Raw genomic sequence first — 22,581 nt, 5'->3', positions numbered from 1 at the left:
GGCTCAGCCGGTGGTATGCTTGCGCGAACAGATTTATGCACGCCGCGGTCAGCAGACATTGTATGCCACACGACTGCTCGTTTCTTGACGGGCTGGCCCTTGAGGGGGATGTCTCGTTCAACGAGGGGGAGCGCGAGAACCACGCTGCCGACTGGGTCGCCGAGGAAGCCGGCTTCGGCGTCACGCCCGACGCGGTTGTCTGGCCGGCCTCGACGGCGGATGTCTCGGCGGTCTTGGCGGCGGCAAACGAACACGGTGTTCCGGTCACACCATACGCCGCCGGCACGTCGCTGGAAGGCAACGCTGTCCCGCTGTTCCGCGGCATCAGTATGGATATGACAAAGCTCGATTCGGTGCTGGCGGTTCGCCCCGATGATTTTCAGATTGATGTCGAACCGGGAGTGATGGGGTCGGCCGTCGATGCAGCGGCCGCCGACCACGGTCTGTTTTTCCCGCCGATGCCGTCGTCGGGCAATCTCTCAACCATCGGTGGGATGATAGCAAACGACGCCTCGGGCCAAAAGACCGTCAGATACGGCGAAGTCGCTGACTGGATACTAGAACTGGAGGTCGTTCTCGCCGACGGGACGGTCATCGAGACGGGGAGCAAGGCGGTCAAGACCTCTTCCGGCTACAATCTCAAGGACCTCATCATCGGCAGCGAAGGGACACTCGGCGTCGTCACGCGGGCGACCCTCGAACTTGAGGGCCGCCCGGAGCAGATACAGGGCGGCCGTGCGGTCTTTGCGTCGGTTGACGCCGCCGCGGAGGCCGTCTCCGATGTCGTCCAGTCCGGCGTCGATGTGGCGAAGCTGGAGTTGCTTGACCCGCTGGCCGCGGAGATGGCAAACGAGTACTTCGATACGGGGCTGCCCGAGGGAGCGATGATATTCTTCGAGTTCCACGCCAACCACGGCATCGACGAGGAGGTGGCCTTCTTCCGGACGGTGTTGGAGGCCCACGACGTAACGGAGTTCGAAATCGCCGACGAGGACCGAATGGACGAACTGTGGCGTGCTCGCGACGAACTCGCCTTCGCAATCCAGCAGTACGACCCGGAGCTTTCGCCGCGGCACCCGGGTGACGTGACGGTCCCGCTCAGCGACTACCCGGAGATGGTCCGATACATCCGCGACCTCGGCGAGGAATACGATGTCTTGCTGCCCTGCTTTGGCCACGCTGGCGACGGCAACATCCATTACACCGTGCTCGTCGACCAGGATGACGGGGCGATGGTCGAGACAGCCGAAGAAATCTACGACGCCATCGTCGAGCGGGCGCTCGAACACGGCGGGACGGCGACCGGCGAACACGGCATCGGTATGGGCAAGCGCCGATTCCTAGAGGCCGAGCACGGCGAGGGCGGCGTTGCGGCCATGCGGGCGGTGAAGGCTGCCCTCGACCCGACGGACATCCTCAATCCCGGAAAGATATTCCCCGAGACCGAACCCGAGGGCGGCCGCGTCAACCTGCCCGGTCGGTAACCGGCGTAGCGGTTTTGTGACTCCGTCACGCAAACGCGGTATGGACCAGACGCTCTCGGCGGCAGCAAACGCGGTCCGGGACGCCGAGACCGTCGCCGCGCTCACCGGTGCGGGCGTGTCGACGGCCTCCGGCATCCCTGATTTCCGCTCGGAGGACGGCCTCTGGAACGAATACGACCCCAACGACTTCCATATGAGCCGCTTTCGGGCCGACCCGGCGGGCTTTTGGCGCGACCGGGTCGAGCTGATAGCGGACCTTTTCGGCGACGGGGTCGAGCCAAACGCTGCTCACGAGGCCTTAGCAGACCTTGAGGCGGCCGGACATCTCAATACACTCATCACGCAGAACGTCGACGGCCTCCACCAGGCCGCCGGCAGCGACGACCCAATCGAGATTCACGGCAACGGTCGGCGTGCAGCCTGCACCGGCTGCAACCGTCGCATCGACATCGATGAGGCGGTACAGCGGGTTACGGCTGGAGAGGCCCCACCGACGTGTGAGCGCTGTGGCGACGTACTCAAGCCCGATGTCGTCCTCTTTGGCGAACAGCTGCCGAAACACGACCTCATGCGGGCCCAGTCGGCGGCTCGGGAAGCCGATGTCTTTCTCGCTGTCGGGTCGTCGCTAACCGTCGAGCCTGCAGCCTCTCTCCCGCGGCACACCGTCGACAACGGCGGCCAACTCGTCGTTGTCAACCTCGACCGGACAGAGCAGTCGAAGCGGGCCGACTTTGACCTGCGGGCGGACGTGACTGAGGCGCTGCCGCGGCTGACCGAGACAGTTCTCGAAGAGTGAGCCTCGCTGCCCGACGGACACTTTTATACGCTATCGTCATCTGGCAATAGTCAACATGGATTACGAGGTAGTCGACCTCGACGACGTGCCGACGACGGACCTCTCGGAAATCGACGAGGTGCCGCCGGACCTGGATATCAAACCCGTCGGCGAACAGCTCGGGCTCTCGGAGCTCCGAGCGACGGTCTGGTATTTCGAGCCGGGCGACGAGATTCAGTACCACGCCCACCACGAGCAAGAGGAGGTCTACTTCGTACTCGACGGGGAGTTTTCGCTGAAACTCGGTCGCTCCGGCGAGACAGAGTACGTCGAGGTCGATTCGGGGACGTTCTGGGTCGCCAAGCCCGAGGTCGGCCATGGCCACCGATACATCGGTGACGACGAGGGTGTCGTGCTGTCACTTGGCGCGCCGCCGGTTGCGGACCCCGGCGTCGACCCCCACGGACTGGACTAGAAGTCGAGTTCGACCTCGTCGGGTGAGGTGGCGTCGCCGTAGGTCGTCTCTAAATACTCGATGATGCGGGCCGATTGGCTCATCGAGACCCCGTGAGCATCGTCGACGAGCGCCGGCACCTGCCGCTGGCCGGTGATTTCGTGGACTTCGTTGCGCTTCGAGTGAAGCCCCTCCACCCAGACGCTCTCGAAATCGAGGGGAAGGTCTTCCAGCGTGTCGACGACGAATTCACAGTACGGACAGCCTTCGAGCCGATAGAGCGTGAGCGTCATACACACCCAAACGGGTTGGCAGCGCAAAAAGGCGCTGGACGCCCGGCGTCGAGACAACCGAATCACCGGAACCGACACGTTCAGTCTCCCGGAACGCCTACAACGGGTATGCCTGCCGTCAGCTACTACTGCCCGCGCTGTGAGACGACCGTCGAACTCCAGCGGGATGGCTATCTCGCCGACAAATCGGTGACGCCGTATCCGCTCGACGGATGGGACTACGTCACCGCGGACGAAGACTACGACACTCCCGAGGCCGACGGTGTCAGGTTCGTCTGCGGCGAGGACGACGCCACCCGCGACCCGGGTGCGGCCGGCTGTGGCGAGCCGTTCTACCTGTCGTTTGTCAAGCACGGCACGACGCCTGCCGGAGCGGCGCTGGACAGCAGGTAACCGCCGACGACCCGAAACCCCGAAGCCGACAGGAGCCGTCTAAACTGTATGGACACCGGGAGCCGCCCGATAGCGGCCTTCGACGGCGGACTGGACCTGCAGACGACCCTCGAAAGCGGCCAGTCGTACCTGTGGCGGCGCGAAGACGGACGGATGTACGACGACGCGCCTGCAGAGGGGGCGTGGTATTACACCGTGCTACCGGCGACGGCGACCGAGACAAACGAGCCCGAAGTGCTACGTGTCCGCTCGGTCGGCGACCGATTAGAGTGGGCCGCTTCAACGCCGAACGCCTACGAGCGGCTCGAAGCGTTACTGCGGCTCGACGATGACCTCGATGCCATTTTCGAGGCGACACCGGATGACCCACTTGTCACTAGCGCCTACGACGCCCACCGTGGGCTACGGCTCGTCTGCGACCCGCCGTTCGGGACGCTCATCTCATTCATCTGTTCGGCCCAGATGCGCGTCTCCCGGATACACGATATGCAGGCCGCCCTCGCCGACGCCTACGGCGAGACGGTTGTTTTTGACGGCACCGAGTACACTGCTTTCCCGACGCCGTCCGCGCTGGCCGCAGCAAGCGAAGACGCCCTCCGGGACCTCTCGCTTGGCTACCGCGCGCCGTACGTCCAGCGCACCGCCGAGATGGTCGCCAACGGCGACGCACATCCGACAGACGCCGTGGGACTTGCGTACGAGGCCGCTCGGGAGTCGCTGACCCGGTTTGTCGGCGTCGGCGAGAAAGTCGCCGACTGCGTGCTGCTGTTCTCGCTCGGCTATCTCGAAGCGGTCCCGCTGGATACGTGGATTCGGACGGCCATCGAAGACCACTACCCCGACTGCGCACGCGGCAACTACGCCGACACCTCACGAGCGATTCGCCGACAGTTCGGCAACGAGTATGCGGGGTATACACAGACCTACGTCTTCCACCACCTCCGAACCGGCGACTAGCCGTCGGTGGTGACCTCGAACCGCGCGCCGCCGAGGTCGCCGTCGGTTATCTCGACCGACCAACCGTGTGCCTCGGCGATTTCGTCGACGATTGCGAGGCCGAGCCCCGAGCCGTCCTCCGAAAGCGTATGCCCCCGCTCGAAAACCCGTTCTCGCTCGCTTTCGGGGATTCCGGGGCCATCGTCCTCGATGGCAAAGCCGTCGGCTGTCGGTTCGACGCGGACCACCTCGCCACCGTGGTCGACGGCGTTGCCGAGGAGATTCTCAATGAGCTGTCGGAGGCGGTCACTGTCGGCGGTGACGGTGCCGAGCCCGTCTTCAATCTCAATGCGGGCATCCCCTCCGGCACCGCCGACCACTGTCCACGCGTCCGCAACTGCCGTCGCCAACTCGACATCGCTTGTCGAGCCGATTTCCTGTCCTTCGCGGGCCAGCCAGAGCACGTCGTCGATGATGCGCTCCATCCGGGTGAGGCTCTGGTCGATGCGGTCGAAATCCTCGGGGTCGCCGCTCTCGCGGGCGAGGTCGAGATATCCGTGGGCGGTCGCAAGCGGGTTTCGGAGGTCGTGGCTCACCGTGCTCGCGAACGCTTCGAGCCGTTCGTTTTGTCGTTGGAGCCGCTGTTCTCGTCGCTTTCGTTCGGAGATGTCTCGTGAGATGACGACGAACAGGCGCTCGTCGTCGACATCAACACACCGGACGTTGAGTTCGACCGGGAACGTGGTCCCGTCGTCCCGCTCGAAGCGCGTCTCGACGGCGATTCGTTCCCCCGGCTCGATACGACCGAGCTTTTGTTGAATTCCGTCAGGCTCGATTTCGGTGTCGATTTCCCAGATTTTTTTCCCGAGAACGTCCTCCCGCTCCCGGCCGAGCACCGCACAAAAGCGCTCGTTCACGTCGAGTATCGTGCCCTCGGCGTCGTGGAGATTCATCATGTCGGGCGCGTGCTCGAACAGCGTCTCGAGCCGCCGGGGGTCTCGTGACATCGGTCCGATTCTAGCCGTACTAAGCCGAGGCCGCATATAATTATACCGTACCACCGACAATTCGGTCGCCGAAACCGGGGTATCTGCCGGCAGGCCCCCCGTCGCCGGCTGGATTTTTGTCGTCGCCGACACAACGCCCGCGTGCATGAGCGACCGCATCCGTGCACACGTCTACGTCTCCGGTCGGGTACAGGGCGTCTACTATCGGGCGAACACACGGGATACAGCCCGGGAGCGGGATATCGACGGGTGGGTCCGGAACCTAGATGACGGCCGCGTTGAGGCCGTCTTCGAGGGCCCCCGTGAGGCTGTCGAATCGATGGTCGGCTGGTGTCACACGGGCAGCCCGAAGGCGCGTGTCGAATCCGTCGATGCAGCGTACGACGACCCGGAGGGAGTCGACGGCTTCGAGATACGCCGCTAGCCGGCACAACCGTTAGGTCGCCGCCGGTCGAACCGCCGTCCATGATATCCAGCGAGGAAATGGCCGTCGTTGACGCCAACGCCGAGGCGCTCGGCGTGCCGCGGAAGCAGTTGATGGAGTCGTCCGGCAATGCCGTCGCCCGGGTTGTCGAGTCCGTCGCCGACCCCGATGCCTCGGTGGCGATGGTCTGCGGTCGCGGCAACAACGGTGGTGACGCCTTCGTTGCGGCACGATTTCTGTCCGACTACGACGTGACGGTCTCGCTGCTCGGCCGCGCGGAGACGATTCGAACCGACATCGCCCGCGAAAACTGGACCGCACTACAGCAGGCAGCCATCGACACGACCGAAATCACGGCCCCCGACGACCTGTCTCTCGACGACGCCGATGTCGTCGTCGACGCAATGCTCGGGACAGGTATCACGGGTGCGCTTCGGGAGCCGGAGGCAAGCGCCGCCGAGGCAATCAATGCGACAGACGCGACGGTCGTTGCCGTTGATGTCCCCTCCGGTATCGACGCCGACACGGGCGAACGCCACGGTGTCGCCGTTGCGGCGGACCACGTTGTTACGTTCCACGACGAGAAACCGGGACTCGAAGCGATTGCTGTGCCGGTGACAGTCGCCGACATCGGCATCCCCGACGCCGCCGAACGGTTCGTCGAGCGTGGCGACCTGCTTCGGCTCTCCCGAGACCCGACCGCACACAAAGGCGACTTCGGTCGCGTCCTCGTTGTCGGCGGCGGCCCCTACGCTGGCGCGCCCGCGCTGTCGGCACAGGCGGCGCTCCGGGCTGGCGCGGACCTGGCCTTCGTTGCCTGCCCCGAAGCGGTCGCAGGCGAGGTACAGGGCTACAGCGAGAACCTCATCGTCGAACCGCTGCCGGGCGACCGGCTCGCGCCGCCGCACGTCCCTGACCTGCTGGAACGGGCCGCCGCTGTCGACTGCGTCGTCTTCGGGCCGGGGCTCGGCGACGACGAAGCGACGCTTTCGGCGGTCGAGGCGTTCTTCGAGGGCTTCGAGGGCACCGCGGTCGTCGACGCCGACGCGCTACAGGTCGTTCCGGATGTCGAGACCGACGCCGAACTGCTCTGTACTCCCCATCAGGGGGAGCTACGGAAAATGGGGAGCGAGACGGCCGCAGACCCGGCGGAGCGAGCCTCCCTCGTTTCGGCGTTCGCCGCTGACCTCGGTGTCACGCTTCTCCTCAAGGGGGCAGAAGACATCATCACAGACGGCGACCGGACGCGCCGGAACCGGACCGGCAATCCCGGGATGACCGTCGGCGGAACCGGCGATGTGCTTGCGGGCGCGGCGGGGGCGCTGGCGTGCGTGCTCGACACGCAGGATGCGGCCGCTGTCGCCGCCTATGCGAACGGCCGCGCCGGCGATATCGTCGTCGAAGAGCAGGGATACGGGCTGGTGGCTACGGACCTGACTGCGGCGCTGCCGAAGGCGCTGTGGCCGGACGACTGACCGTACGTTACTTCGGCGTCGGGGCCGGAAACGACGGTATGAGCGACGATTCCGAACTCACACACGTCACCGACGACGGCGACGCCCAGATGGTCGACGTTGGCGAGAAGCCGGACACCGCCCGACGGGCGGTCGCCCGGGGCGAGATTACGCTCCAGCCGTCGACCGTTGCGGCAATCGAAACAAACGACGTCGAGAAAGGCGACGTCCTCGCGGTCGCCCGGGTCGGCGCGATTCAGGCCGTCAAACACACCTGGGAGACGGTTCCGATGTGTCACCAGATTCCGATTACGAACGTCGACACCGAGTTCTCGACATCGGAGACGGCCGTCGAACTCACTGTCGCCGTCGAGACAACCGGGAAGACCGGCTGTGAGATGGAGGCGCTGGAGGGCGTCACAACCGGGTTGAACGTCGTTTGGGATATGGTCAAAGCCGCCGAAAAGGACGCTGACGGACAGTATCCTGATACGGGAATCGACAGCGTCGAAGTCATCGAAAAAGAAAAGCGAGCGCTGTAACGTCCGGTTACACGACTGTGACGACGGCGAGCCACCCGAGCCCTGTCGTCGCAGTCAGATACACCAAAACGGCCGTCCCGAGCGGTCTGTCGCTGTCGCGCCCGTTCGCCTTGGCAGCCGGTTGCTGCTCGCCGCGAGCACGCAGCGCGAACTCGGGGTCGGTCCGGCTCCCGCCGACCCCGACGACCACCCAGCCGAGCGCCGCGGCAAGGGTCACCGCGAGAACGGCGCTCGGCACGGCAACAACGCCGACAAAATCGGCGAGCAGGAAGGCGACGACGGTCACGACTGGCAACCAGAGTCCGATATACGCCCACGGCGACCGTGCGGCGGCGACGAGACGCACCATGCGTCCGCTATTCGGCCGCAGCGGCAGGCAGTTCGCTGGCACGGGCGCGGGCCTGTTCGATGATGGCCGGCCGCGCTTCGAAGTCGATGATAACCTCGTCGCCGTAATCAACCGAGTCGACGTGGCCGTGGTCGTGGACCCACGAGACGAAACTCATCGTGTCGTCGGTCATTGGCACGACGAGGCGTTCACGCCGCCAGTCGGGGAGCTCCTCGTCGATGCGCTCCCGGAGGCTGTCGACGTTCTCGCCGGTCTTTGCGCTGACGACGATGGGCTCTGGTGCCAGCGCCGACAGCGCCTCGCGCTTGCGTTCGAGTTCCTCGTCGTCGACGCGGTCGATTTTATTCAGCACCGTCACGATGGGTGCTTCGTTGCGTTCATACAGCGTGTCGTGGCAGGTGACGAGCTTTTCCCGTATCTCCTCGACCGGGTCGGAGACGTCAACGACCAGCAATACGAGGTCGGCCCGGTAGACTTCCGAGAGCGTCGATTTGAACGACTCGACAAGCCAGTGGGGCAGGTCGGAGATGAACCCGACCGTGTCGGTGACGAGCACGTCGCGGCGGTCGAAGTCGGCTCGCCGGGTCGTCGTTCCGAGGGTGGTAAAAAGGCGGTCTTCGGACTCGGCGGTCGCATCAAGGTCGGGATGGAGTCCCTCGTTTTCGTCGATGTCGACGTCGGCCGCAAGCCGGCGCAACAACGTCGATTTCCCGGCGTTGGTGTAGCCGGCCAAGGCGACGAGGTCGAACCCGGATTCCCGCCGCTGCTCGCGTCGGTGTTCCTCCGTCTGCTCGATGCGTTCGAGCTCGTCTCGAATCCGGCTTATTTGGGCTTTGATGTCCTGTTCGCGGGACTCGTCGTACTCGCCAAGCCCCATAAAGCCCGGCCGCTCGTCGCGCTTTGCGAGCGACGCCTTCGCCTCCGCGCGCGGCAGCTCGTACCGCAGCTCGGCGAGTTCGACCTGTAGTTGGGCCTTCTTCGTCTGTGCCCGCTGGCCGAAGATATCGAGGATGAGCTTGAACCGGTCGACGACTTCGGTGCCCTTCGGGAGGTTATTCCCGAGGTTGTAGGTTTGGTAGGGGCCGAGACGGTTGTCGAAAACAACCGTGGTCGCCCCGGTGTCGGCGACGAGGTCGGCCAGCTCGGCGACCTTTCCCTCGCCAAGACACAGCGCGGGGTCTTCGGTGCGCGTCTGTGTCACCTCGCCGGCGACCGTGTAGCCGGCGGCTGCTGCGAGGTCACGAATCTCCGCCGTGTCCGGATGGCCGTCGTCGACTCGCTTTGCGACGACCGCCGTGCCGTTTGTCCCTGTCACTCGTCGGCGACTACGGCATCACGATATTTAAGTTCCGGGCAGCGGGCGGCCGACAGCGGGACGGCTACCGGGTGCCGATTTCGTCTTCGTCTTTGACTGTCCGGGTTTCGGCCTCGCCGCTCGTGTGCTCGTTGACGAGGTCGTAGAACTCGTTTTGCAGCCCTGCCGGGAATTTCAGGACGCCGACCCACGAGCCGTCGGATTGCCACTCCTCGCTTTGGAGCTCGCCGAACTGCCGTATCTGTGCCTGTGCGCTGCCTGCGTAGTCGGCTGGCACCTGTACGGCCATCACAACCTCGTCGAAACGGATGGGGATGACCGGCCGCAGGTCGTCCAGCGCCTCGTCGACTTGGTTTTCGACAGGTTCCATCGGGTCGACCTGGAAGCCAGCCTCTTCGAGCGCCCGCTCGATACGCTCCGGTGGGTGCGGCGCGTCGTCCATCTGCGGGTTGACAGCGTTGCGGGCGATTTTGTTGACGAGCTGGTTGTGCTTTTGCTCCTGCATCTTCCGGCGCTGTTCGGCGGTAATCTGAATCTCACCGCGCTTGATGACCGCCGGGATGATTTCCAGCGGGTCCGTGGTCTCGAAAACCTCTTCGAGAGCGCTCTCCGGCGGGCGGTCGCCCGAGGAAGCGTCCTCGAAGACATCTTCGGCCGCGATGACATCTTCGAGGTCGCCGTCGAACTCCCCACGCTTGATAGACAGGGCCGCATCGGGGTCGACGAGCACCTCGAACCGCTCGCCGTGGGATTCGAGTCGAGCCGTCACTGCCTCGTCGAGGGATATCATACGTCCCGGTAGGTGTGGGGCGGGGTAAAAGGTGTTCCCAAAAGCGGGGCGGCGTTACTCCTCGTCGTCTTCGTCGGCGTCGTCTTCGGCTTCGAGGAGGTCGCGTTCTTCGAGGTGGGCTTCGATCTCCTCGTCGGAGAGTTGGCTGAAGCCGTCGTCATCATCGACTGTCACGGTTGCGAGGCCGATGCCTTCCGGCGTTAGCGAATCGTCGTTGACAGAGGCCAGCGCTTCCAGCGCGAGGCCGATGCCCGCCTCGGTGTCGAGGGATTCGCTGTAGTGTTCTTCGAGGTACTCCTGGATGTCGCCGCGGTCGGCGCCGACAGCGAGCGCCTGCCACTCGTACGGCGTTCCCGAGGGGTCCGTCTCGTAGAGACGCGGCTCGCCGTCCTCGATGCCGCCGATGATGAGTGCGACACCGAACGGCCGTGCGCCGCCGACCTGCGTGTACTGCTGGATGTGGTCGGTGACGGCCTTCGTCAGCGTCTCGACGCCGATAGGCTCGTCGTAGCGTAGCTGGTTGACCTGTGCCTGCCGGCGCGCGAAGTCAATGAGCTGTCGGGCGTCGGCGACGTGGCCGGCGCTGGCGATGCCGATGTGGTCGTCGGCCTTGTGGATCTTCTCGACGCTGGTGCGTTCCATCAGCGGCGAGCGGATTCGCTTGTCCACCACCAGCACGACCCCGTCCTCGGTGCGGATACCGATAGACGCCGTGCCTCGTTTGACAGCTTCGCGCGCGTACTCGACCTGATACAGGCGACCGTCCGGAGAGAAGATGGTGATTCCCCGGTCGTAGGCCTGCTGTTGGGATTGTCCCTGCATTGTTAGTTGTCGCGGATATCGAGTGCTGTCGCGCCTACGGGGCCACCGGAGAGCTCCACCGTAACCCGGTCGTTCCGGACGACGGCGGGGCGGTCGGCACCCGCAAACGCGACGGTTCTCTCTTCAGTTCCTTCCTGCGGGCCGCGTATATACTTTTCCTCACAGGCTCGGACGGTACCGCTTACGCCGCGGACGACGACGCCCAGCGGGTGGCCGTCGACTGTCGACAGCGTCGCCAGCACCGCCCGAAGCGCGTCGACTTCACCGCGGCGTGCTCGAATGACCGCCTCGCCGTCGCCGTCCTCGAATCTGAAATGGAGGACGCTGCCGTCGAGTGCGGCACTTCCCGCATCACCGATGAGGTTCTGGGCGGCAAACCACAGCTCGCGCTGGAAGGCCCGACGGTCGATGTCGGCGTCGGGCCACGACTCCAGCCCGACCGCGAGATACCGCCAGCGCGGCCGGAGATGCTTCGGAAGGTGCTTCACGCACGTTGGTTCGGGCTGTCGGCTACATAGCTTCGGCGGTCGCGGTGCTGTCGGCCGGGGCCGGTAGATGGAGCCGTCGCTTCGGGTGTAAGCGGCGCAAAGAAACGAAATTCGGTCGTGTCGCCGAAGGGCGACTCGGGTCCGTAGTTAGACGCGAACGACGTTGGTCGCGCGCGGGCCCTTGGGGGCCTCGTCGATGTCGAATTCGAGGTCGGTACCTTCAGTCAGGTCCTCGCCGCCAACGTCCTCCATGTGGAAGAAAACGTCCTCGTCAGCGTCCTCAGTCTCGATAAATCCGTAACCGCCAGTGTCGTTGAAGAAATCAACCGTTCCGGTTGCCATTGCAAGCTAACGAAAGCCGCATACACGTATAAAGGTTTGCAATTGGTGTTCACATCGGCTGTATCAGATACATATGTCTGAAATATATTTTAAACGCGTAATACTTGTCTATATATCCGATTCTACTCGGAATCCTCGCCGATACAGCACTTCTGTGATGCTGGTCCCGAATCAGCCCAGGGACGCCTCCGAGAACAACCGCTTGTGCGGGACTGGAGTGTATGGTCAGGAGTCGCTTGCCCCGAACTAGCCCAGACAGGCAGTGGACGGGACTCTCAAAAAGCCATATATGCGCGGCCGCCGTCGCATACGCGTATGCCCCCGGAACGTCGGGACGTACTCCGTCTCGGAACGGTTGGCTTGGGCGGTCTCGTAGCCGGATGCCTTGACAACGGCGGTGCCGACTTCGGGAGCGGGGACGCAACCCCGACGCCCGAACCGGAGCCCGACGAGGAGCCGACCCCCGAGACGGACCCCGACGAAGAGCCGGACGAGCCGACGTTGGACGAGCCGACCCGACAGCTCGTGGCGGCGACCGACCGCGTGCTTGACGAAATCGAGTGGTTCGCGACCGAATACGAGGACGCGATGGACGCCTACGTGAGCGCCCTCGACCGGGCCATCGAAACCGTCCTCCAGCTAGAGAACACGACCACAATAACTGAGGGTGACATCGAACGGCTCGAAGATGTCGCCGAACACGTCGAGGTGACGATTCAGGACGAACTCGAACCCCACTTCCGGCTTCACGGTCGGGTCAGCCGGCGCAACGAGCGGGCGATAGAGCGCGTCGAGCGCTTCGGGGAGCGCGGCGACCGACCGGCGGTCAACGACGAACTCGAGTCGCTCCGGAGCTTCTACGAGGGGATTCGTGGGTTCCTGTTCCGGCAGCGGAACCTCTCCAGGGACCCGATTCGGAACCGTCTCGTTGAGTTCCTCTCTCGGGACGACATCGGCGGCGATATCGACGACATACTCTTCGAGTTCCGCTACCGGAACGGCGAGTCGCTTTCGACGCGTGCCTACACCGAGGACGGCCAAGAAGACCGGGACGACCCCAACCTCCTCGGGGAACCGGCCGCCACCCCCGCTGGCTCTATTAGATGGTCGCCGACGTACACGTTCACAGAGCGCTTCGAGCCGATGTCGGTACCGCAGGGCCGCCGTGACGAACTTGCACTCGTGGTCAACGATTGGGAGGACTACGACGGGACTCCGGTCGGCGTCTACACCGACCGGTTCCACTCGTGGCCGGTCTACATACAGCGGTACCACAGCCCTGCGGCGGCGGAGACCGCTGCCTCACTACTCGTCGACGGTCCCGTCTTCCTCGAAGCCGACTGGGCGGTCGCCATCGGAGACATCGAGTGGCGACAGGCCCGCTACCGCCTTGACGGGGATGTCATCTACGCCCCGTTCAAGCAGTTCGGCCCGTATATTATCACGCTCGCGCCGTCCAGAACGTCTATAGAAGACCGTGAGGGACGGGATGACGACGAGCCGTGGACGGTTCCGCTAGACCACACCTGGCTCCACATTGAGCTATGAACGACCGCCAGACACACGAAACCGTAATGCGAGAGGCCGCGCTATCGGTGAACGAATGACACGTGTGCGGGATACGGCGGTTGGGCTTGTGGCGGTGTACGGCGGTCTGAGCCTCGCGGTCGGCGTGCTCGCCTTCCTCGGCGCTCGGTGGGCGCACACGTACTTTATTACTGCCGCGACGGGCGATGCGGTCGCCGAACTCGGTCCGGCGTTTGTCAATACGGTGCTGCTACAGCTCGGCGTGACAGTGCTCGCTTTGACGCCGGTAATGAGTACCCTCGCTGGCGTGCTCGTCGGCCGCGGCATCTTCCAGCCGGTTCGGTCGATACAGGTCGCCGCGGTTGGCGGGTTTGTCGGAACACTCGTGTTCGGGCTCGTCGTCGCCGCGCTGGGGTCGCTCGGCACCGCGGCCGGGTCGCTGTGGACGACATCGTATCTGTCGGTGCTCGTTGCTGCGTCCGTACTCGCCGCGCTTACCGGCGGCATCGGTGCGGCTGTCGGCGGTCGGCTCGCGTAGCTACCGGCTCGCGAGCACCCGGAGCCCGGTTGCAGGTATCTCCGTCGAGACTTCATAAAAGAGCCATAGCGTCTCATCGGGTGCTGCCGCCGCGTCGGGGTAGAGATTCTCGTCCGGATGTTCCCCATCCAGTGCCGACCGTCGGATATCAACGCTGTCGTACGCCGAGACATCAGCCCGCGGGGTGGCCCCCCAACTGTCGATGGTATACTCCGACGGCACCGGAACGCCGGTCAATGGCGTATACCGCGGTGTTTGCGGACGGAACACCTGGCCGCCGTGGCGGAGTAAAAGCCCTCGCTTCGAGGGCGGTGTCCCGACTTGGCCGTCTCTGTGGACCCCGGTTGCTGAAACAAAGACGAACACGTATTGCGCGCCGTCTCCGGCGTGTCGCCAGCGCCGTCTGTCGTCTATTCGATGCGGATAGGCACGGACTGTCTGTATTCCCTCGACGTGGATTGTGACGCCGTCCTCGTAGGTGTGGCTCGCCCCAACGGAGAGTGGCTCAAAGATACGAACTGAAACGGTGTCGCCACCGACATCGAGTTCGACGACGCCGTCGTCCGGTATCGTTTGATAGACAATCGGAGGGCTCTCCCAGACGACCGTCTCCCCCGGGGGAAGTGTGCTGGAAAACTCGCCGACGGTCACGTCAGCGGTCACGTCGGAGACCTGTCTGGAGACTGCCTGTGGTTCGTCAGCCGGGTTCTCCGCCGTGAGGCGCACCGAGAACGGTTCGCCGCGCTGGCGCTTGTCCGGCACCTCGACTGTCATCTGTGGTTCGGGAATAGCCGCCGCATCGTCCGCCGCAGGCGTTGCGGCTGGCGTCCCGCCGTCGTCATCGTTTGCCTCTTCCATCCCATCTGCACAGCCGGCCAGGGCCGCCGCCGTGCCGGACACCAGTGAGAGCAGGACGCGGCGGCGCATATACCGGTGCATCTGTCCCCGCTGACTTAAATCACTCGCGGCTGTCGTCCGTTTCGCCATCAGCACGCTCGATGCGGACGCCGGGCTCGACAACGGCGGCGGAGCGTCGTCGACGATTGCGCTCGACGATGTCGGCCCACGCGGCCAAGCCGTCGGTGATGGCCTCACGGTCAAAGCCCACCGTCTCGCCGACCGCGGCGAGGTCCCGCGAGGACCGCAGTTCGAGATGGGATTCGGGGTCCGCAGAGACGACGTATGGGGCATCGTACTGGTCGACGAGTTCGCGAAGCTTCCGAAGCCCCTGTATCGCCTGTACCCGCTTTCCCCCATCGGCTCTGAGTACCCGACCGAAATTGAACTCGAAGTGGACGCCGTTTTCCGCGGCCGCTTTGGCGAGTACGTGGTTTACGTCGCCGTCACGCATCGGGTGGGCGAGCACGTCTACTTTTGGCTCCTCTACGGCGAACCGGTTCAACTCCCCCCCGTGGACGCAGACAATGTCGCGTTTCGACCGGTAGTTGCCGACCAGCCCACTGGCCTGTGCGGTGTCGTCAGTTCGGATTTCGATACCGGAGACGACCTCGACACCGTACTCGGCCGCGACAGCGTCGGCGTCGTAGTCGGTCTGAGCGTCCCCGTGATTCCGGACGACAATACCGTCGTAGCCGCGGCTGGCTGCCGTCTCGGCGAACCGCGCGACGGTTGCGTTGCCGTCGGGGTGTGCGTGGACGCCTTCGTACATGGCTTTGGCTGTGGCCGGCGCGGCCTTTGGTGTTGCGTCTCGGCAGCCCGTCGCTCAGCCGGCCGAACCGGACGTATGCAACAGCCGAGAGCCGCCGGCCGCGGCCCCGAGAACGAACCCGACGAAGTGGGCGACAAGCGCCGCCCCCGGCGTTGCGGTCGCTGCTGTGAGCAGCGCAGCGAGCACAGCGAGCACAACGAGTTTTCCACGGGTTCCGAGCGCGACCACCGACAGCAGACGGCCGGTTCCCCGGTTGCCGACGAGTAGGTAGCCGAACAGCGCGAAAATGGCCCCGCTCGCGCCGAGCACCGCACCGCCGCCGAACGGCATGAGTACGAGCACCTGTGCGATGCCAGCGAGCGCGCCCGTGATAATGAAGAACGCGTGGAACCGGGCTGGCGTGGTAACGCGGGCAACGAGTGGGCCGATGAGGACGAGTGCGACGGCGTTGGCAAGCAGGTGAGTGAGGCCGCCGTGAGCGTAGACGCTGACGACGAGCGTCCACGGCTGCGACGAAAGCGGCAGCGCCAGCGCGAACACCGCATCGCCGAGCCCGACGGCACCGCCCGCCTGCTGGAGGAGAAACACGACGACGCAGGCCGCAAGCGCCTGCAGCGTCGGACGGGAAGACATACAGGAGCGTACGTCCTCACCCTGTTAGTATTGTAGGTCTTCGGTGTACCGGTCCAGTACCATGACTGCAGCAACCCCCAAGGCGGCAGCAACAGCGACGATAGCGCCCGAACGCGGTGTCGGCACCGTGTCGATACCGAGCACCGCCATATCGAACGGCCGCGTCTCAACGCCGACGGCCATCTCGTGGACCGGCAGACGGAGCGCCCCCACCATCAGGCTAACGAGGAAGACGAGCGTCGCCTGTCGATACCGCTTGAGTGCCGCACGAACGGCATAGGCAACCGTAAACAGCCCGACAAGCGCACCTCCGAGGAAGACCCCGAACGCGACCGCGGCCTCGATGAAGGTCTCGCCGCCGCCGGACAGCAATCCTTCGACGAACCGCCGTGGAATCCCACTGACGTACTCGTATTGACCCAACACGAGCAATAGAAACGCCCCGGAGACGCCGGGAAGTACCATTGCCGACACCGCAATCGCGCCGGCGACAAACAGCATCGGCGCGGTCGCGGGCATGTCGCCAGCGAGCGACGGGTCGGTAACCACGAACGCGAACACGAAGCCGACACCGGCCGCGAGCAGCCGTCCCGGCGTCCCCGCGTCGACATATCGGTACAACACGACAGCCGATGCGGCGATGAGACCGAAGAAGAAGGCGTACGTCGGCGCAGGATACTGCGTGACGGCGACGTTCATTGCCGTCGCAACCGTCGCGGCCGCTGAGAGCACGCCGGCACCGAGCACGAGCAAAAACGGGACGTCCATACGGACAAGTTCTGCCGCCAGCCGCGCCCGGCCGTTTGCGGTGTGTATCTCCCGTAGCGTCGTCGCCGCTTTCGGGTCAAGCGATGTCAGCGCAGCGATAAGCCGCTCGTAGATGCCGAGTACAACCGCGATAGTGCCGCCCGAGACGCCGGGGACAGTGTCTGCCGCGCCCATGCAGACGCCCTTGAGATACACCGCAAGCCACGCGCGGGCGCCTGTGGGCGTGGCGCTCATTTACTCTACTCTTCGGCCGTCTCGTCGTCGCCCGTTTCTCCGTCAGCCGTCTCATCACCGTCTACCGAACCGGCGACCATCTCCTCATCGGCTGCGTCCTCTTCAGGGGGTGCGGTAACATCGCCGTCCGGAGCAGGGTCAGTGAGGTCGGACTCTTCGAATGGCTCCATCTCGACTGCGACCGGCGAGTCGTCCTCGCCGATGACCTGCGCCTCGGAGACATCGGCTTCAGCGATCATTCCTTCCTCCATCTCGATGAACTGGTAGGTGGTGTTTGCGCGGACGTCAGTGTTGGTGTACCCCTCTTCGACGCCGTACTCATCGTAGCCGGTTGTCGCGTACGGGACCGTCATCTCGAAGTTCCCGTCAGCGTCGGTTTCGGCGAACTGGGTGTAGGTGAACGCTTCGCCAGTACCATCATCTATCTCAACGGCCGCTTGGATTTCGCTTTCCGCAGGGCCGGTGCCTTCGATGGTCGCGCCGTCAACGCGCTCGAACGTCTTGACCCACTGGTCGCCGGCCCCGACCTGCTGTGTCATGAGCAGCTCGAACATCGACGGCTGAACCGGACCGCCAGCGTGGACGAGTCGGAAGTGTTCAAGTGCTTCCGTCCGCTCGCCCGGCTGCCCGAGAACGCCGCCGTGGATGACGTTCGGCGCTTGGGCGGCTTCACGGGCCTCTTCAGGGCTTGCGTGCTCCTGTATGAGGTCATCGGGCTGTGCACCTTCCGGAATCGTCGCAATACCACTTGCTTCGTCGTATTCACCGAGTTGGAGCGTGAAGCTTGCTGGCTCCTGTGCACTCCCGTGGTGCTGGTAGAGCTGGACCCGCATACTGTCGTAGCCGCGCTGTGTGTGTGCCCCGTAGACGAATTCGCCGGTCTCGGGGTTGATAACCTGTATGCCGACATCGCCGTCGCTGATGTCGTGTTCGGACTCGAAGGCCGTCGGTGCGCCGTATTTCTGCGTGCCGGCGTAGCCGAGCTGGTAGTCGACCATCACGTACTGGACGCCCTCACCATCGCCGTGGTTTTCATCGAGGAGGTCGAGTGCCTCGTCCTCGTCGTCGGCAAGCAGGAAGTCGGCGGACTCGGTCGCGTGGTGCTGGAACGGGTTAGCGACCGGAATCCGTTCGCCGCGGGTAGTGATATAGTGGCCGTAGTCCCACCACGACAGGACGCCGTACTCGCCGGCCTCGTACTCGAAGTCGTCGGTCGGCTCGTAGGTGCCGTAGTAGTCAAGCCGCGGGTCATCACCCGTTCCGTACGCCCCGGGTTCGGGCGTTTCCTCGGAGAGCCAATCGAGGCTATCGGTCCACTGTTCCATTTCGCCCGGCTGCGACGCGTCATCCGCCGTCGCGAGTGTTGCGCCAGTCACCAGCGGCACGCCGGCGATGACGAACAGGATGGCGATAACGATGAGAATCTGGTAGGGCTGAATGTTCGTAAAGTCCTGACGGACGTTATCGAGGTCGACGTACTGGTAGACCCAACCGACGAGATAGGCGTTGCCGGCACCGACCGCGATAACGAAGTAGTAGTCGAACCGTACCTGTGTGAGCGTGAAGGCGAGCATGAACGCCGAGAAGACGGCGATGAGGAGGTACTCAGCCTGCGGACGCTTCGTGGAGAACACACGGTAGAGCAGCAGCCCAAAGCCAGCAAGCGCCGTGTAGATGCCGAGCCCGTAGTTCGCAAAGAAGAAGCTGACCGGGCTATCGGGGGCCTGCGCCTCACCAATCGTCGCTCGGGTGTCTGTCGCACCGAAGCCCGCGACCCGCTCAACCTGTGAGATGAGGAAGTCGAACACGCTGGGGAGGGCAACAGCGATGACAGCGACGCCGATGAGTCCGACGCCAACGACGCCGGCCGGATACGCCGCACGGGCGATATCGCGGCGCTCCCAGAGACGCGCGACCCCGGCCATCACAACAGCGCCGGCCGCGACGCCGAGCGCGAACGCCAAGTGGAACACCGAGTAGTCGGTGACTGTCAGTTCCGTCGTCTGGATAAATGGCAGCAACAGCACCGCCGTGGCGACCATCGCGACGACCGAGGGGATGGCGATGTGGTCCGGACTGTGGCCCCGGATGAACTCCAGCGAGAGCTGGACGAACAGGAAGGCCGCGAAGACGCCGAAGAGGAAGACCGCTGGCGGCCAGTTTAGTATCGCCACGACCAGCGTCACACCGAAGGCTGCACCCCACAGCACCGGTTCACGGAGCAGGTCGAACTCGCGGGTGCGGACGAACTCGTAAATCGGCTTTTCGCGCTGGGCGACGGCGACCATCTTCATCCCAACGAGCAGCGCAATGAGCGTAAACAGCACTTCAGTAACGTGGTGGCCGTAGTAGCCGGCCACACTCCGGGTAAGGAACTGTCCAGCTGTCAGCGCCAAAACGACGACAGCGATGATACCGCCGAAGCGGCCACCGAGACGCTTCCCGATGAAGTACAGCGGAATTGCACACAGCGCTGCCAGCACCGGCCCCGAAAACAGCGTCGTCAGAATAACCGTCTCCTCGGACGGCGAGCCGAGGCCGACGATGAGCGCCGCCGTGGCAACAAGCTGGTCGAGAATGGTCCCAAACTGGCCGACCCGGGTGCCGGTATCGAAGCTCGTCCACGGGTCGAACGGCATATTGAACGGGTAGTTTTCCAGGACGTAGTTTGTCGTCCGGTAGTGGTAGTAGGGGTCGTTCCCGCGGTAGAGGACGGTCCCATCCGCCGCGATGTGTCGCCCGTAGTCTCGAATCCGAACCCACAGCATGAACGCCATGAGGACAGCGAGAACGGGGATGTGATACAGTCGGTATACGGTGTCGATTTGCGACTCGTAGGCTTCGAGCCGCTCTTCGAACTCATCTAACCGCTGACTCATTGGTCAGACCCACTGTCAAAACGCGCATAAGCCTTTTCCATTAGGTTCGGACGAGCGCCGAAACAACTGGCCGCCACCACTACCCGCCGGTTACCACTGCGGCGGCTCAAGCCCCGCCTCGGACAGCAGCTCCCGCCAGCGGTTCTGCACGGTTAGCCGCGACACGCCGACCGCATCGGCGACGTCCGACTGCGAGCGCTGGTCGCCCGCAATGAGCGCGCCGGCATAGAGGCTGGCAGCGACGACGGCCTGTTTTGAACGGTCCTCCTCGGGTACCGTCGACAGAAACAGGTCCGTTGCCCGTGACTTCGCCTCGCTCCCGAGGTCGAGCCGCTCGGCGGCGTCGTCGATGGCTGCCAGCCACTGCTCGTTTTCGACGTGGTCGCGGGCACGATACATACACGCCTGCTCGCCCTCCAGCCGTATAAACCGTTCCGACCCGACAGCTATTTTTAGCCGACTCCAGTAGGATGGGCCGAGCGCGGGTTGCCGAGCCAGGCCAAAGGCGCAGCGCTTAGGACGCTGTCCCGTAGGGGTCCGCCGGTTCAAATCCGGTCCCGCGCACTGACTGAGTTTTCGAGCGAAGCGAGAAGACGAAGGAAAGAGCAGGTCCGTGTCTTCCTCCGGTTCAAATCCGGTCCCACACATTCTCCGCTCAGGTTGCCACAACCCTCAAACCGCGCCCCCGTGTCGACCCACACAATGTCGCTCACCTATCCGTGCTTTCTGGTTAATTACAAGACCTACGAGGGAACGGCAGGAACAGACGGCCTCGAATTGGCAACGACCATCGACGCCGTCCGACAACAGACTGGCGCGTCGTTTGCCGTCGCCCCACAAACACCGGATATCTACCGGATAGCCGAAGCGACTGACCTACCGGTCGTCGCCCAGTCAGTCGATTCGACAGCGGCCGGGCGCGGAAACGGCAACATATCGCTCGCGTCAGTTGCCGAGGCGGGAGCATCGGGCGCGCTGATAAACCATCCTGAGAGCCAAGATGCATTCGGCGATGTCGGCGACATCGTCGCCGGCTGTGCGGAGCACGGTCTCGAATCGATTGTCTGCGTCGACAGCGTCGAACTCGGGCGGGCCGCAGTTGCCTTCGACCCCGACTGTCTGTTGTTTGAGAACCCGGCGGACATTGCGAGCGACCGTGCGCTGGCACGGACGGACCCGGAACGTGTCGAGGCGTTCGTTTCGATGGTCCAAGCGGAACGTCCCGACACTCGGGTACTCCTCGGTGGCGGTATCACCACGGCGGCGGACGTAGCGGCGAGCCTCGAATGCGGAGCCGATGCTGCCGGCGCGGCGTCGGCGTTTGTCGACGCGAGCGACCGGTCGGCGTGGCTGTCGGAGATAGCGACCGCCCTCACCGAAGCCGAGCCGAGGTAGGTACGAACCGTCGGCTGTGCCGCCCGTTCAGTCCTCGGCCGGTTCCGTTCCGCCGTCCGGCTCGGCGGGTTCGATTCCCACCTCCACTTCGGCGGCTGCCGCCTTGTATTCAGGAATCTTCGCCCGCTCGTCAAGTGCGTCGTTCGTGAGCACGTTCGCGGGTGCCGACGCGAAGTGTGGCGTCGTCCACACCGTCCCCTCCGTGATGTCCTCGGTGACCTGCGCCGTGAGCGTAATCTCGCCGCGCCGGGAGCGGAGTACGACCTGTTGGCCGTCCTCGATTTCGTACCGGTCCGCATCGTTCGGGTGTATGTCGACGAAGTTCTCCGGAACCTGCCGATTCAGCGTCGGCGACCGCCGGCTCATCGTGCCGGTGTTGTAGTGTTCCTCGATTCGGGCGGTCGTCAGGACGAGCGGATACTCGTCGTCCGGCGTTTCCTTCGGCGGCTGGTGAGTGACGCCCTCGATTGTCCCGCGCCCGGTGTCGGTTTCGAACTCGTCTTCGTAGAGGTACGGGTCGCCTTCGTCGCCGGGGTCACGACAGGGCCAGTAGAGTCCGGTCTCGCCCAGCAGGTCGTAGGCCATTCCGTGATAGATGGGACAGACCGCCCGGAGCTCCTCGAATATCTCGGCTGGGTCGTCGAAGTCGAAGCCGTCGCCGAACAGCCGTGTCCCGACCGCAGAGAGGATTTCGAAGTCGTGTTTCGTTGCTTCGTGTACTTTCTCGACCCCTCGCATTCGCTGGACGCGACGGTCGGTGTTGGTGACCGTGCCGTCCCGCTCGGCCCAAGTCGTTGCCGGGAGTACCACGTCGGCATATGCTGCCGTCTCGGTCATGAAGATATCCTGTACAGGCGGTACAAGGCGACTGCCCCGGGGCTTGACCCCGGGGTTGAAGCCGACAGCTTTATACTGATTCAAACAGTATAATACGGTATGGGTCAGATGGAATGTTACCCGAAGATGCGACAGCGCGGTGTCGTTACAATCCCAGAAGAAGTCCGAGACGGGCTTAATCTGGAAGAAGGCGACCAGTTGAAACTCACTGTGGAAAAACTTGACTAACACCG

At 64.2% G+C, this 22,581-nt stretch carries 25 protein-coding genes, 1 tRNA gene and 2 pseudogenes; 13 read left to right on the top strand and 15 right to left on the bottom strand.

What is annotated here, in order from left to right; translation table 11 throughout:
• Nucleotides 1–62: 62 nt before the first annotated feature.
• The 3 genes from NP_RS09305 to NP_RS09295 are packed head-to-tail and all read left to right on the top strand — an operon-like array spanning nt 63 to nt 2,734.
• Nucleotides 63–1,484 (top strand): FAD-binding oxidoreductase, encoded by a 1,422-nt coding sequence (locus NP_RS09305; protein ID WP_049939630.1) that lies wholly within the window; start codon nt 63–65, stop codon nt 1,482–1,484.
• A 40-nt stretch (nt 1,485–1,524) separates the two neighbouring features.
• Nucleotides 1,525–2,280 (top strand): SIR2 family NAD-dependent protein deacylase, encoded by a 756-nt coding sequence (locus NP_RS09300; protein WP_011323589.1) that lies wholly within the window; start codon nt 1,525–1,527, stop codon nt 2,278–2,280.
• Nucleotides 2,281–2,335: 55 nt separating this feature from the next.
• On the top strand, nt 2,336–2,734 hold the full coding sequence (locus NP_RS09295) for a cupin domain-containing protein (RefSeq protein WP_011323588.1): 399 nt from the start codon (nt 2,336–2,338) through the stop codon (nt 2,732–2,734).
• On the opposite strand, the gene NP_RS09290 is transcribed toward NP_RS09295, so the two are convergent.
• Entirely contained in the window at nt 2,731–3,006 is a 276-nt protein-coding gene (locus tag NP_RS09290) for a glutaredoxin family protein (protein WP_011323587.1), read from the bottom strand. The two genes, NP_RS09295 and NP_RS09290, sit on opposite strands and share 4 nt — an antisense overlap.
• A gap of 108 nt (nt 3,007–3,114) precedes the next feature.
• Between NP_RS09290 and NP_RS14870 the strand changes: the two are divergent.
• Both NP_RS14870 and NP_RS09280 read left to right on the top strand, forming a co-directional pair.
• Nucleotides 3,115–3,360, top strand: a pseudogene (locus NP_RS14870) (hypothetical protein); the annotation flags it as partial.
• An 87-nt stretch (nt 3,361–3,447) separates the two neighbouring features.
• Nucleotides 3,448–4,356, top strand: coding sequence for a DNA-3-methyladenine glycosylase family protein (locus tag NP_RS09280; RefSeq protein WP_011323585.1), 909 nt, complete (start codon nt 3,448–3,450; stop codon nt 4,354–4,356).
• Here the strand turns inward: NP_RS09280 and NP_RS09275 are convergent.
• On the bottom strand, nt 4,353–5,342 hold the full coding sequence (locus tag NP_RS09275) for a sensor histidine kinase (RefSeq protein ID WP_049939629.1): 990 nt from the start codon (nt 5,340–5,342) through the stop codon (nt 4,353–4,355). The genes NP_RS09280 and NP_RS09275 overlap by 4 nt on opposite strands.
• 145 nt (nt 5,343–5,487) lie before the next feature.
• Here NP_RS09275 and NP_RS09270 point away from each other — a divergent pair, with 145 nt between their 5' ends.
• Genes NP_RS09270 through moaC form a run of 3 tightly spaced genes read left to right on the top strand, consistent with a single transcriptional unit; the run spans nt 5,488 to nt 7,762 of the window.
• A complete protein-coding gene (locus tag NP_RS09270; protein ID WP_011323583.1) occupies nt 5,488–5,766 on the top strand; it encodes an acylphosphatase in 279 nt (92 codons plus the stop codon).
• Nucleotides 5,767–5,807: 41 nt separating this feature from the next.
• Complete coding sequence (locus NP_RS09265) at nt 5,808–7,241, top strand: bifunctional ADP-dependent NAD(P)H-hydrate dehydratase/NAD(P)H-hydrate epimerase (protein ID WP_011323582.1); 1,434 nt, start codon at nt 5,808–5,810, stop codon at nt 7,239–7,241.
• A gap of 38 nt (nt 7,242–7,279) precedes the next feature.
• A complete protein-coding gene (moaC, locus tag NP_RS09260) occupies nt 7,280–7,762 on the top strand; it encodes a cyclic pyranopterin monophosphate synthase MoaC (protein ID WP_011323581.1) in 483 nt (160 codons plus the stop codon).
• Between the two features lie 7 nt (nt 7,763–7,769).
• On the opposite strand, the gene NP_RS09255 is transcribed toward moaC, so the two are convergent.
• The 6 genes from NP_RS09255 to NP_RS09230 form a co-directional block, all read right to left on the bottom strand.
• Nucleotides 7,770–8,111 (bottom strand): hypothetical protein, encoded by a 342-nt coding sequence (locus tag NP_RS09255; RefSeq protein WP_011323580.1) that lies wholly within the window; start codon nt 8,109–8,111, stop codon nt 7,770–7,772.
• Nucleotides 8,112–8,118: 7 nt separating this feature from the next.
• On the bottom strand, nt 8,119–9,426 hold the full coding sequence (gene hflX / locus NP_RS09250; RefSeq protein ID WP_011323579.1) for a GTPase HflX: 1,308 nt from the start codon (nt 9,424–9,426) through the stop codon (nt 8,119–8,121).
• A 64-nt stretch (nt 9,427–9,490) separates the two neighbouring features.
• Nucleotides 9,491–10,216: a ribosome assembly factor SBDS gene (locus NP_RS09245; protein WP_011323578.1), complete on the bottom strand. Its 726-nt coding sequence runs from the start codon at nt 10,214–10,216 to the stop codon at nt 9,491–9,493.
• 54 nt (nt 10,217–10,270) lie between these two features.
• Complete coding sequence (gene psmA / locus NP_RS09240; RefSeq protein WP_011323577.1) at nt 10,271–11,038, bottom strand: archaeal proteasome endopeptidase complex subunit alpha; 768 nt, start codon at nt 11,036–11,038, stop codon at nt 10,271–10,273.
• A gap of 2 nt (nt 11,039–11,040) precedes the next feature.
• Nucleotides 11,041–11,526, bottom strand: coding sequence for an Rpp14/Pop5 family protein (locus NP_RS09235; protein WP_011323576.1), 486 nt, complete (start codon nt 11,524–11,526; stop codon nt 11,041–11,043).
• Between the two features lie 147 nt (nt 11,527–11,673).
• Nucleotides 11,674–11,868: a cold-shock protein gene (locus NP_RS09230; protein ID WP_011323575.1), complete on the bottom strand. Its 195-nt coding sequence runs from the start codon at nt 11,866–11,868 to the stop codon at nt 11,674–11,676.
• 315 nt (nt 11,869–12,183) lie between these two features.
• Here NP_RS09230 and NP_RS09225 point away from each other — a divergent pair, with 315 nt between their 5' ends.
• Together NP_RS09225 and NP_RS09220 are read left to right on the top strand one after the other, a co-directional pair.
• On the top strand, nt 12,184–13,416 hold the full coding sequence (locus NP_RS09225) for a hypothetical protein (protein ID WP_011323574.1): 1,233 nt from the start codon (nt 12,184–12,186) through the stop codon (nt 13,414–13,416).
• Nucleotides 13,417–13,471: 55 nt separating this feature from the next.
• Nucleotides 13,472–13,933, top strand: coding sequence for a hypothetical protein (locus tag NP_RS09220; protein WP_011323573.1), 462 nt, complete (start codon nt 13,472–13,474; stop codon nt 13,931–13,933).
• Here NP_RS09220 and NP_RS09215 read toward each other — a convergent pair whose 3' ends face one another.
• The 6 genes from NP_RS09215 to NP_RS09190 all read right to left on the bottom strand — a co-directional run bounded on the left by NP_RS09215 (nt 13,934) and on the right by NP_RS09190 (nt 20,515).
• Nucleotides 13,934–14,860 carry a hypothetical protein gene (locus NP_RS09215; protein WP_049939627.1) on the bottom strand — a complete coding sequence of 309 codons (927 nt, stop codon included), beginning with the start codon at nt 14,858–14,860 and terminating at the stop codon, nt 13,934–13,936.
• Between the two features lie 31 nt (nt 14,861–14,891).
• A complete protein-coding gene (locus NP_RS09210) occupies nt 14,892–15,602 on the bottom strand; it encodes an RNase P subunit p30 family protein (RefSeq protein ID WP_011323571.1) in 711 nt (236 codons plus the stop codon).
• 54 nt (nt 15,603–15,656) lie between these two features.
• Nucleotides 15,657–16,235 carry a rhomboid family intramembrane serine protease gene (locus tag NP_RS09205; protein WP_011323570.1) on the bottom strand — a complete coding sequence of 193 codons (579 nt, stop codon included), beginning with the start codon at nt 16,233–16,235 and terminating at the stop codon, nt 15,657–15,659.
• Nucleotides 16,236–16,259: 24 nt separating this feature from the next.
• On the bottom strand, nt 16,260–17,237 hold the full coding sequence (locus NP_RS09200) for a DUF368 domain-containing protein (RefSeq protein WP_011323569.1): 978 nt from the start codon (nt 17,235–17,237) through the stop codon (nt 16,260–16,262).
• A gap of 5 nt (nt 17,238–17,242) precedes the next feature.
• Nucleotides 17,243–20,116 carry an oligosaccharyl transferase, archaeosortase A system-associated gene (locus NP_RS09195; RefSeq protein ID WP_011323568.1) on the bottom strand — a complete coding sequence of 958 codons (2,874 nt, stop codon included), beginning with the start codon at nt 20,114–20,116 and terminating at the stop codon, nt 17,243–17,245.
• 90 nt (nt 20,117–20,206) lie between these two features.
• A complete protein-coding gene (locus NP_RS09190; RefSeq protein WP_011323567.1) occupies nt 20,207–20,515 on the bottom strand; it encodes a transcription initiation factor IIB family protein in 309 nt (102 codons plus the stop codon).
• A gap of 80 nt (nt 20,516–20,595) precedes the next feature.
• Between NP_RS09190 and NP_RS09185 the strand changes: the two genes are divergently transcribed.
• Together NP_RS09185 and NP_RS09180 are read left to right on the top strand one after the other, a co-directional pair.
• Nucleotides 20,596–20,680 (top strand) — tRNA-Leu (locus NP_RS09185).
• A gap of 138 nt (nt 20,681–20,818) precedes the next feature.
• Nucleotides 20,819–21,511: a triose-phosphate isomerase gene (locus NP_RS09180; protein WP_011323566.1), complete on the top strand. Its 693-nt coding sequence runs from the start codon at nt 20,819–20,821 to the stop codon at nt 21,509–21,511.
• A 27-nt stretch (nt 21,512–21,538) separates the two neighbouring features.
• Here NP_RS09180 and NP_RS09175 read toward each other — a convergent pair.
• A pseudogene (locus tag NP_RS09175) lies at nt 21,539–22,363 on the bottom strand (molybdopterin oxidoreductase family protein); the annotation flags it as partial.
• Nucleotides 22,364–22,447: 84 nt separating this feature from the next.
• Here NP_RS09175 and NP_RS14170 point away from each other — a divergent pair.
• Complete coding sequence (locus tag NP_RS14170) at nt 22,448–22,576, top strand: AbrB/MazE/SpoVT family DNA-binding domain-containing protein (protein ID WP_083761678.1); 129 nt, start codon at nt 22,448–22,450, stop codon at nt 22,574–22,576.
• Nucleotides 22,577–22,581: the final 5 nt, after the last annotated feature.

It is taken from the genome of Natronomonas pharaonis DSM 2160, assembly GCF_000026045.1.
GTDB lineage: Archaea > Halobacteriota > Halobacteria > Halobacteriales > Haloarculaceae > Natronomonas > Natronomonas pharaonis.
This window is presented reverse-complemented; position numbering and strand designations above follow the sequence as displayed.

Coding starts and splice junctions, on each gene's coding strand:
- moaC (WP_011323581.1), top strand. CDS start 7,280: ATGAGCGACGATTCCGAACTCACACACGTCACCGACGACGGCGACGCC.
- NP_RS09190 (WP_011323567.1), bottom strand. CDS start 20,515: ATGTATCGTGCCCGCGACCACGTCGAAAACGAGCAGTGGCTGGCAGCC.
- NP_RS09205 (WP_011323570.1), bottom strand. CDS start 16,235: ATGTCTTCCCGTCCGACGCTGCAGGCGCTTGCGGCCTGCGTCGTCGTG.
- NP_RS09210 (WP_011323571.1), bottom strand. CDS start 15,602: ATGTACGAAGGCGTCCACGCACACCCCGACGGCAACGCAACCGTCGCG.
- NP_RS09295 (WP_011323588.1), top strand. CDS start 2,336: ATGGATTACGAGGTAGTCGACCTCGACGACGTGCCGACGACGGACCTC.
- NP_RS09305 (WP_049939630.1), top strand. CDS start 63: ATGCCACACGACTGCTCGTTTCTTGACGGGCTGGCCCTTGAGGGGGAT.
- NP_RS09225 (WP_011323574.1), top strand. CDS start 12,184: ATGCCCCCGGAACGTCGGGACGTACTCCGTCTCGGAACGGTTGGCTTG.
- NP_RS09180 (WP_011323566.1), top strand. CDS start 20,819: ATGTCGCTCACCTATCCGTGCTTTCTGGTTAATTACAAGACCTACGAG.
- psmA (WP_011323577.1), bottom strand. CDS start 11,038: ATGCAGGGACAATCCCAACAGCAGGCCTACGACCGGGGAATCACCATC.
- NP_RS09275 (WP_049939629.1), bottom strand. CDS start 5,342: ATGTCACGAGACCCCCGGCGGCTCGAGACGCTGTTCGAGCACGCGCCC.
- NP_RS09290 (WP_011323587.1), bottom strand. CDS start 3,006: ATGACGCTCACGCTCTATCGGCTCGAAGGCTGTCCGTACTGTGAATTC.
- NP_RS09215 (WP_049939627.1), bottom strand. CDS start 14,860: ATGCGCCGCCGCGTCCTGCTCTCACTGGTGTCCGGCACGGCGGCGGCC.
- NP_RS09245 (WP_011323578.1), bottom strand. CDS start 10,216: ATGATATCCCTCGACGAGGCAGTGACGGCTCGACTCGAATCCCACGGC.
- NP_RS09255 (WP_011323580.1), bottom strand. CDS start 8,111: ATGGTGCGTCTCGTCGCCGCCGCACGGTCGCCGTGGGCGTATATCGGA.
- NP_RS09280 (WP_011323585.1), top strand. CDS start 3,448: ATGGACACCGGGAGCCGCCCGATAGCGGCCTTCGACGGCGGACTGGAC.
- NP_RS09300 (WP_011323589.1), top strand. CDS start 1,525: ATGGACCAGACGCTCTCGGCGGCAGCAAACGCGGTCCGGGACGCCGAG.
- NP_RS09220 (WP_011323573.1), top strand. CDS start 13,472: ATGACACGTGTGCGGGATACGGCGGTTGGGCTTGTGGCGGTGTACGGC.
- NP_RS09270 (WP_011323583.1), top strand. CDS start 5,488: ATGAGCGACCGCATCCGTGCACACGTCTACGTCTCCGGTCGGGTACAG.
- NP_RS09265 (WP_011323582.1), top strand. CDS start 5,808: ATGATATCCAGCGAGGAAATGGCCGTCGTTGACGCCAACGCCGAGGCG.
- NP_RS09195 (WP_011323568.1), bottom strand. CDS start 20,116: ATGAGTCAGCGGTTAGATGAGTTCGAAGAGCGGCTCGAAGCCTACGAG.
- NP_RS14170 (WP_083761678.1), top strand. CDS start 22,448: ATGGGTCAGATGGAATGTTACCCGAAGATGCGACAGCGCGGTGTCGTT.
- NP_RS09230 (WP_011323575.1), bottom strand. CDS start 11,868: ATGGCAACCGGAACGGTTGATTTCTTCAACGACACTGGCGGTTACGGA.
- NP_RS09200 (WP_011323569.1), bottom strand. CDS start 17,237: ATGAGCGCCACGCCCACAGGCGCCCGCGCGTGGCTTGCGGTGTATCTC.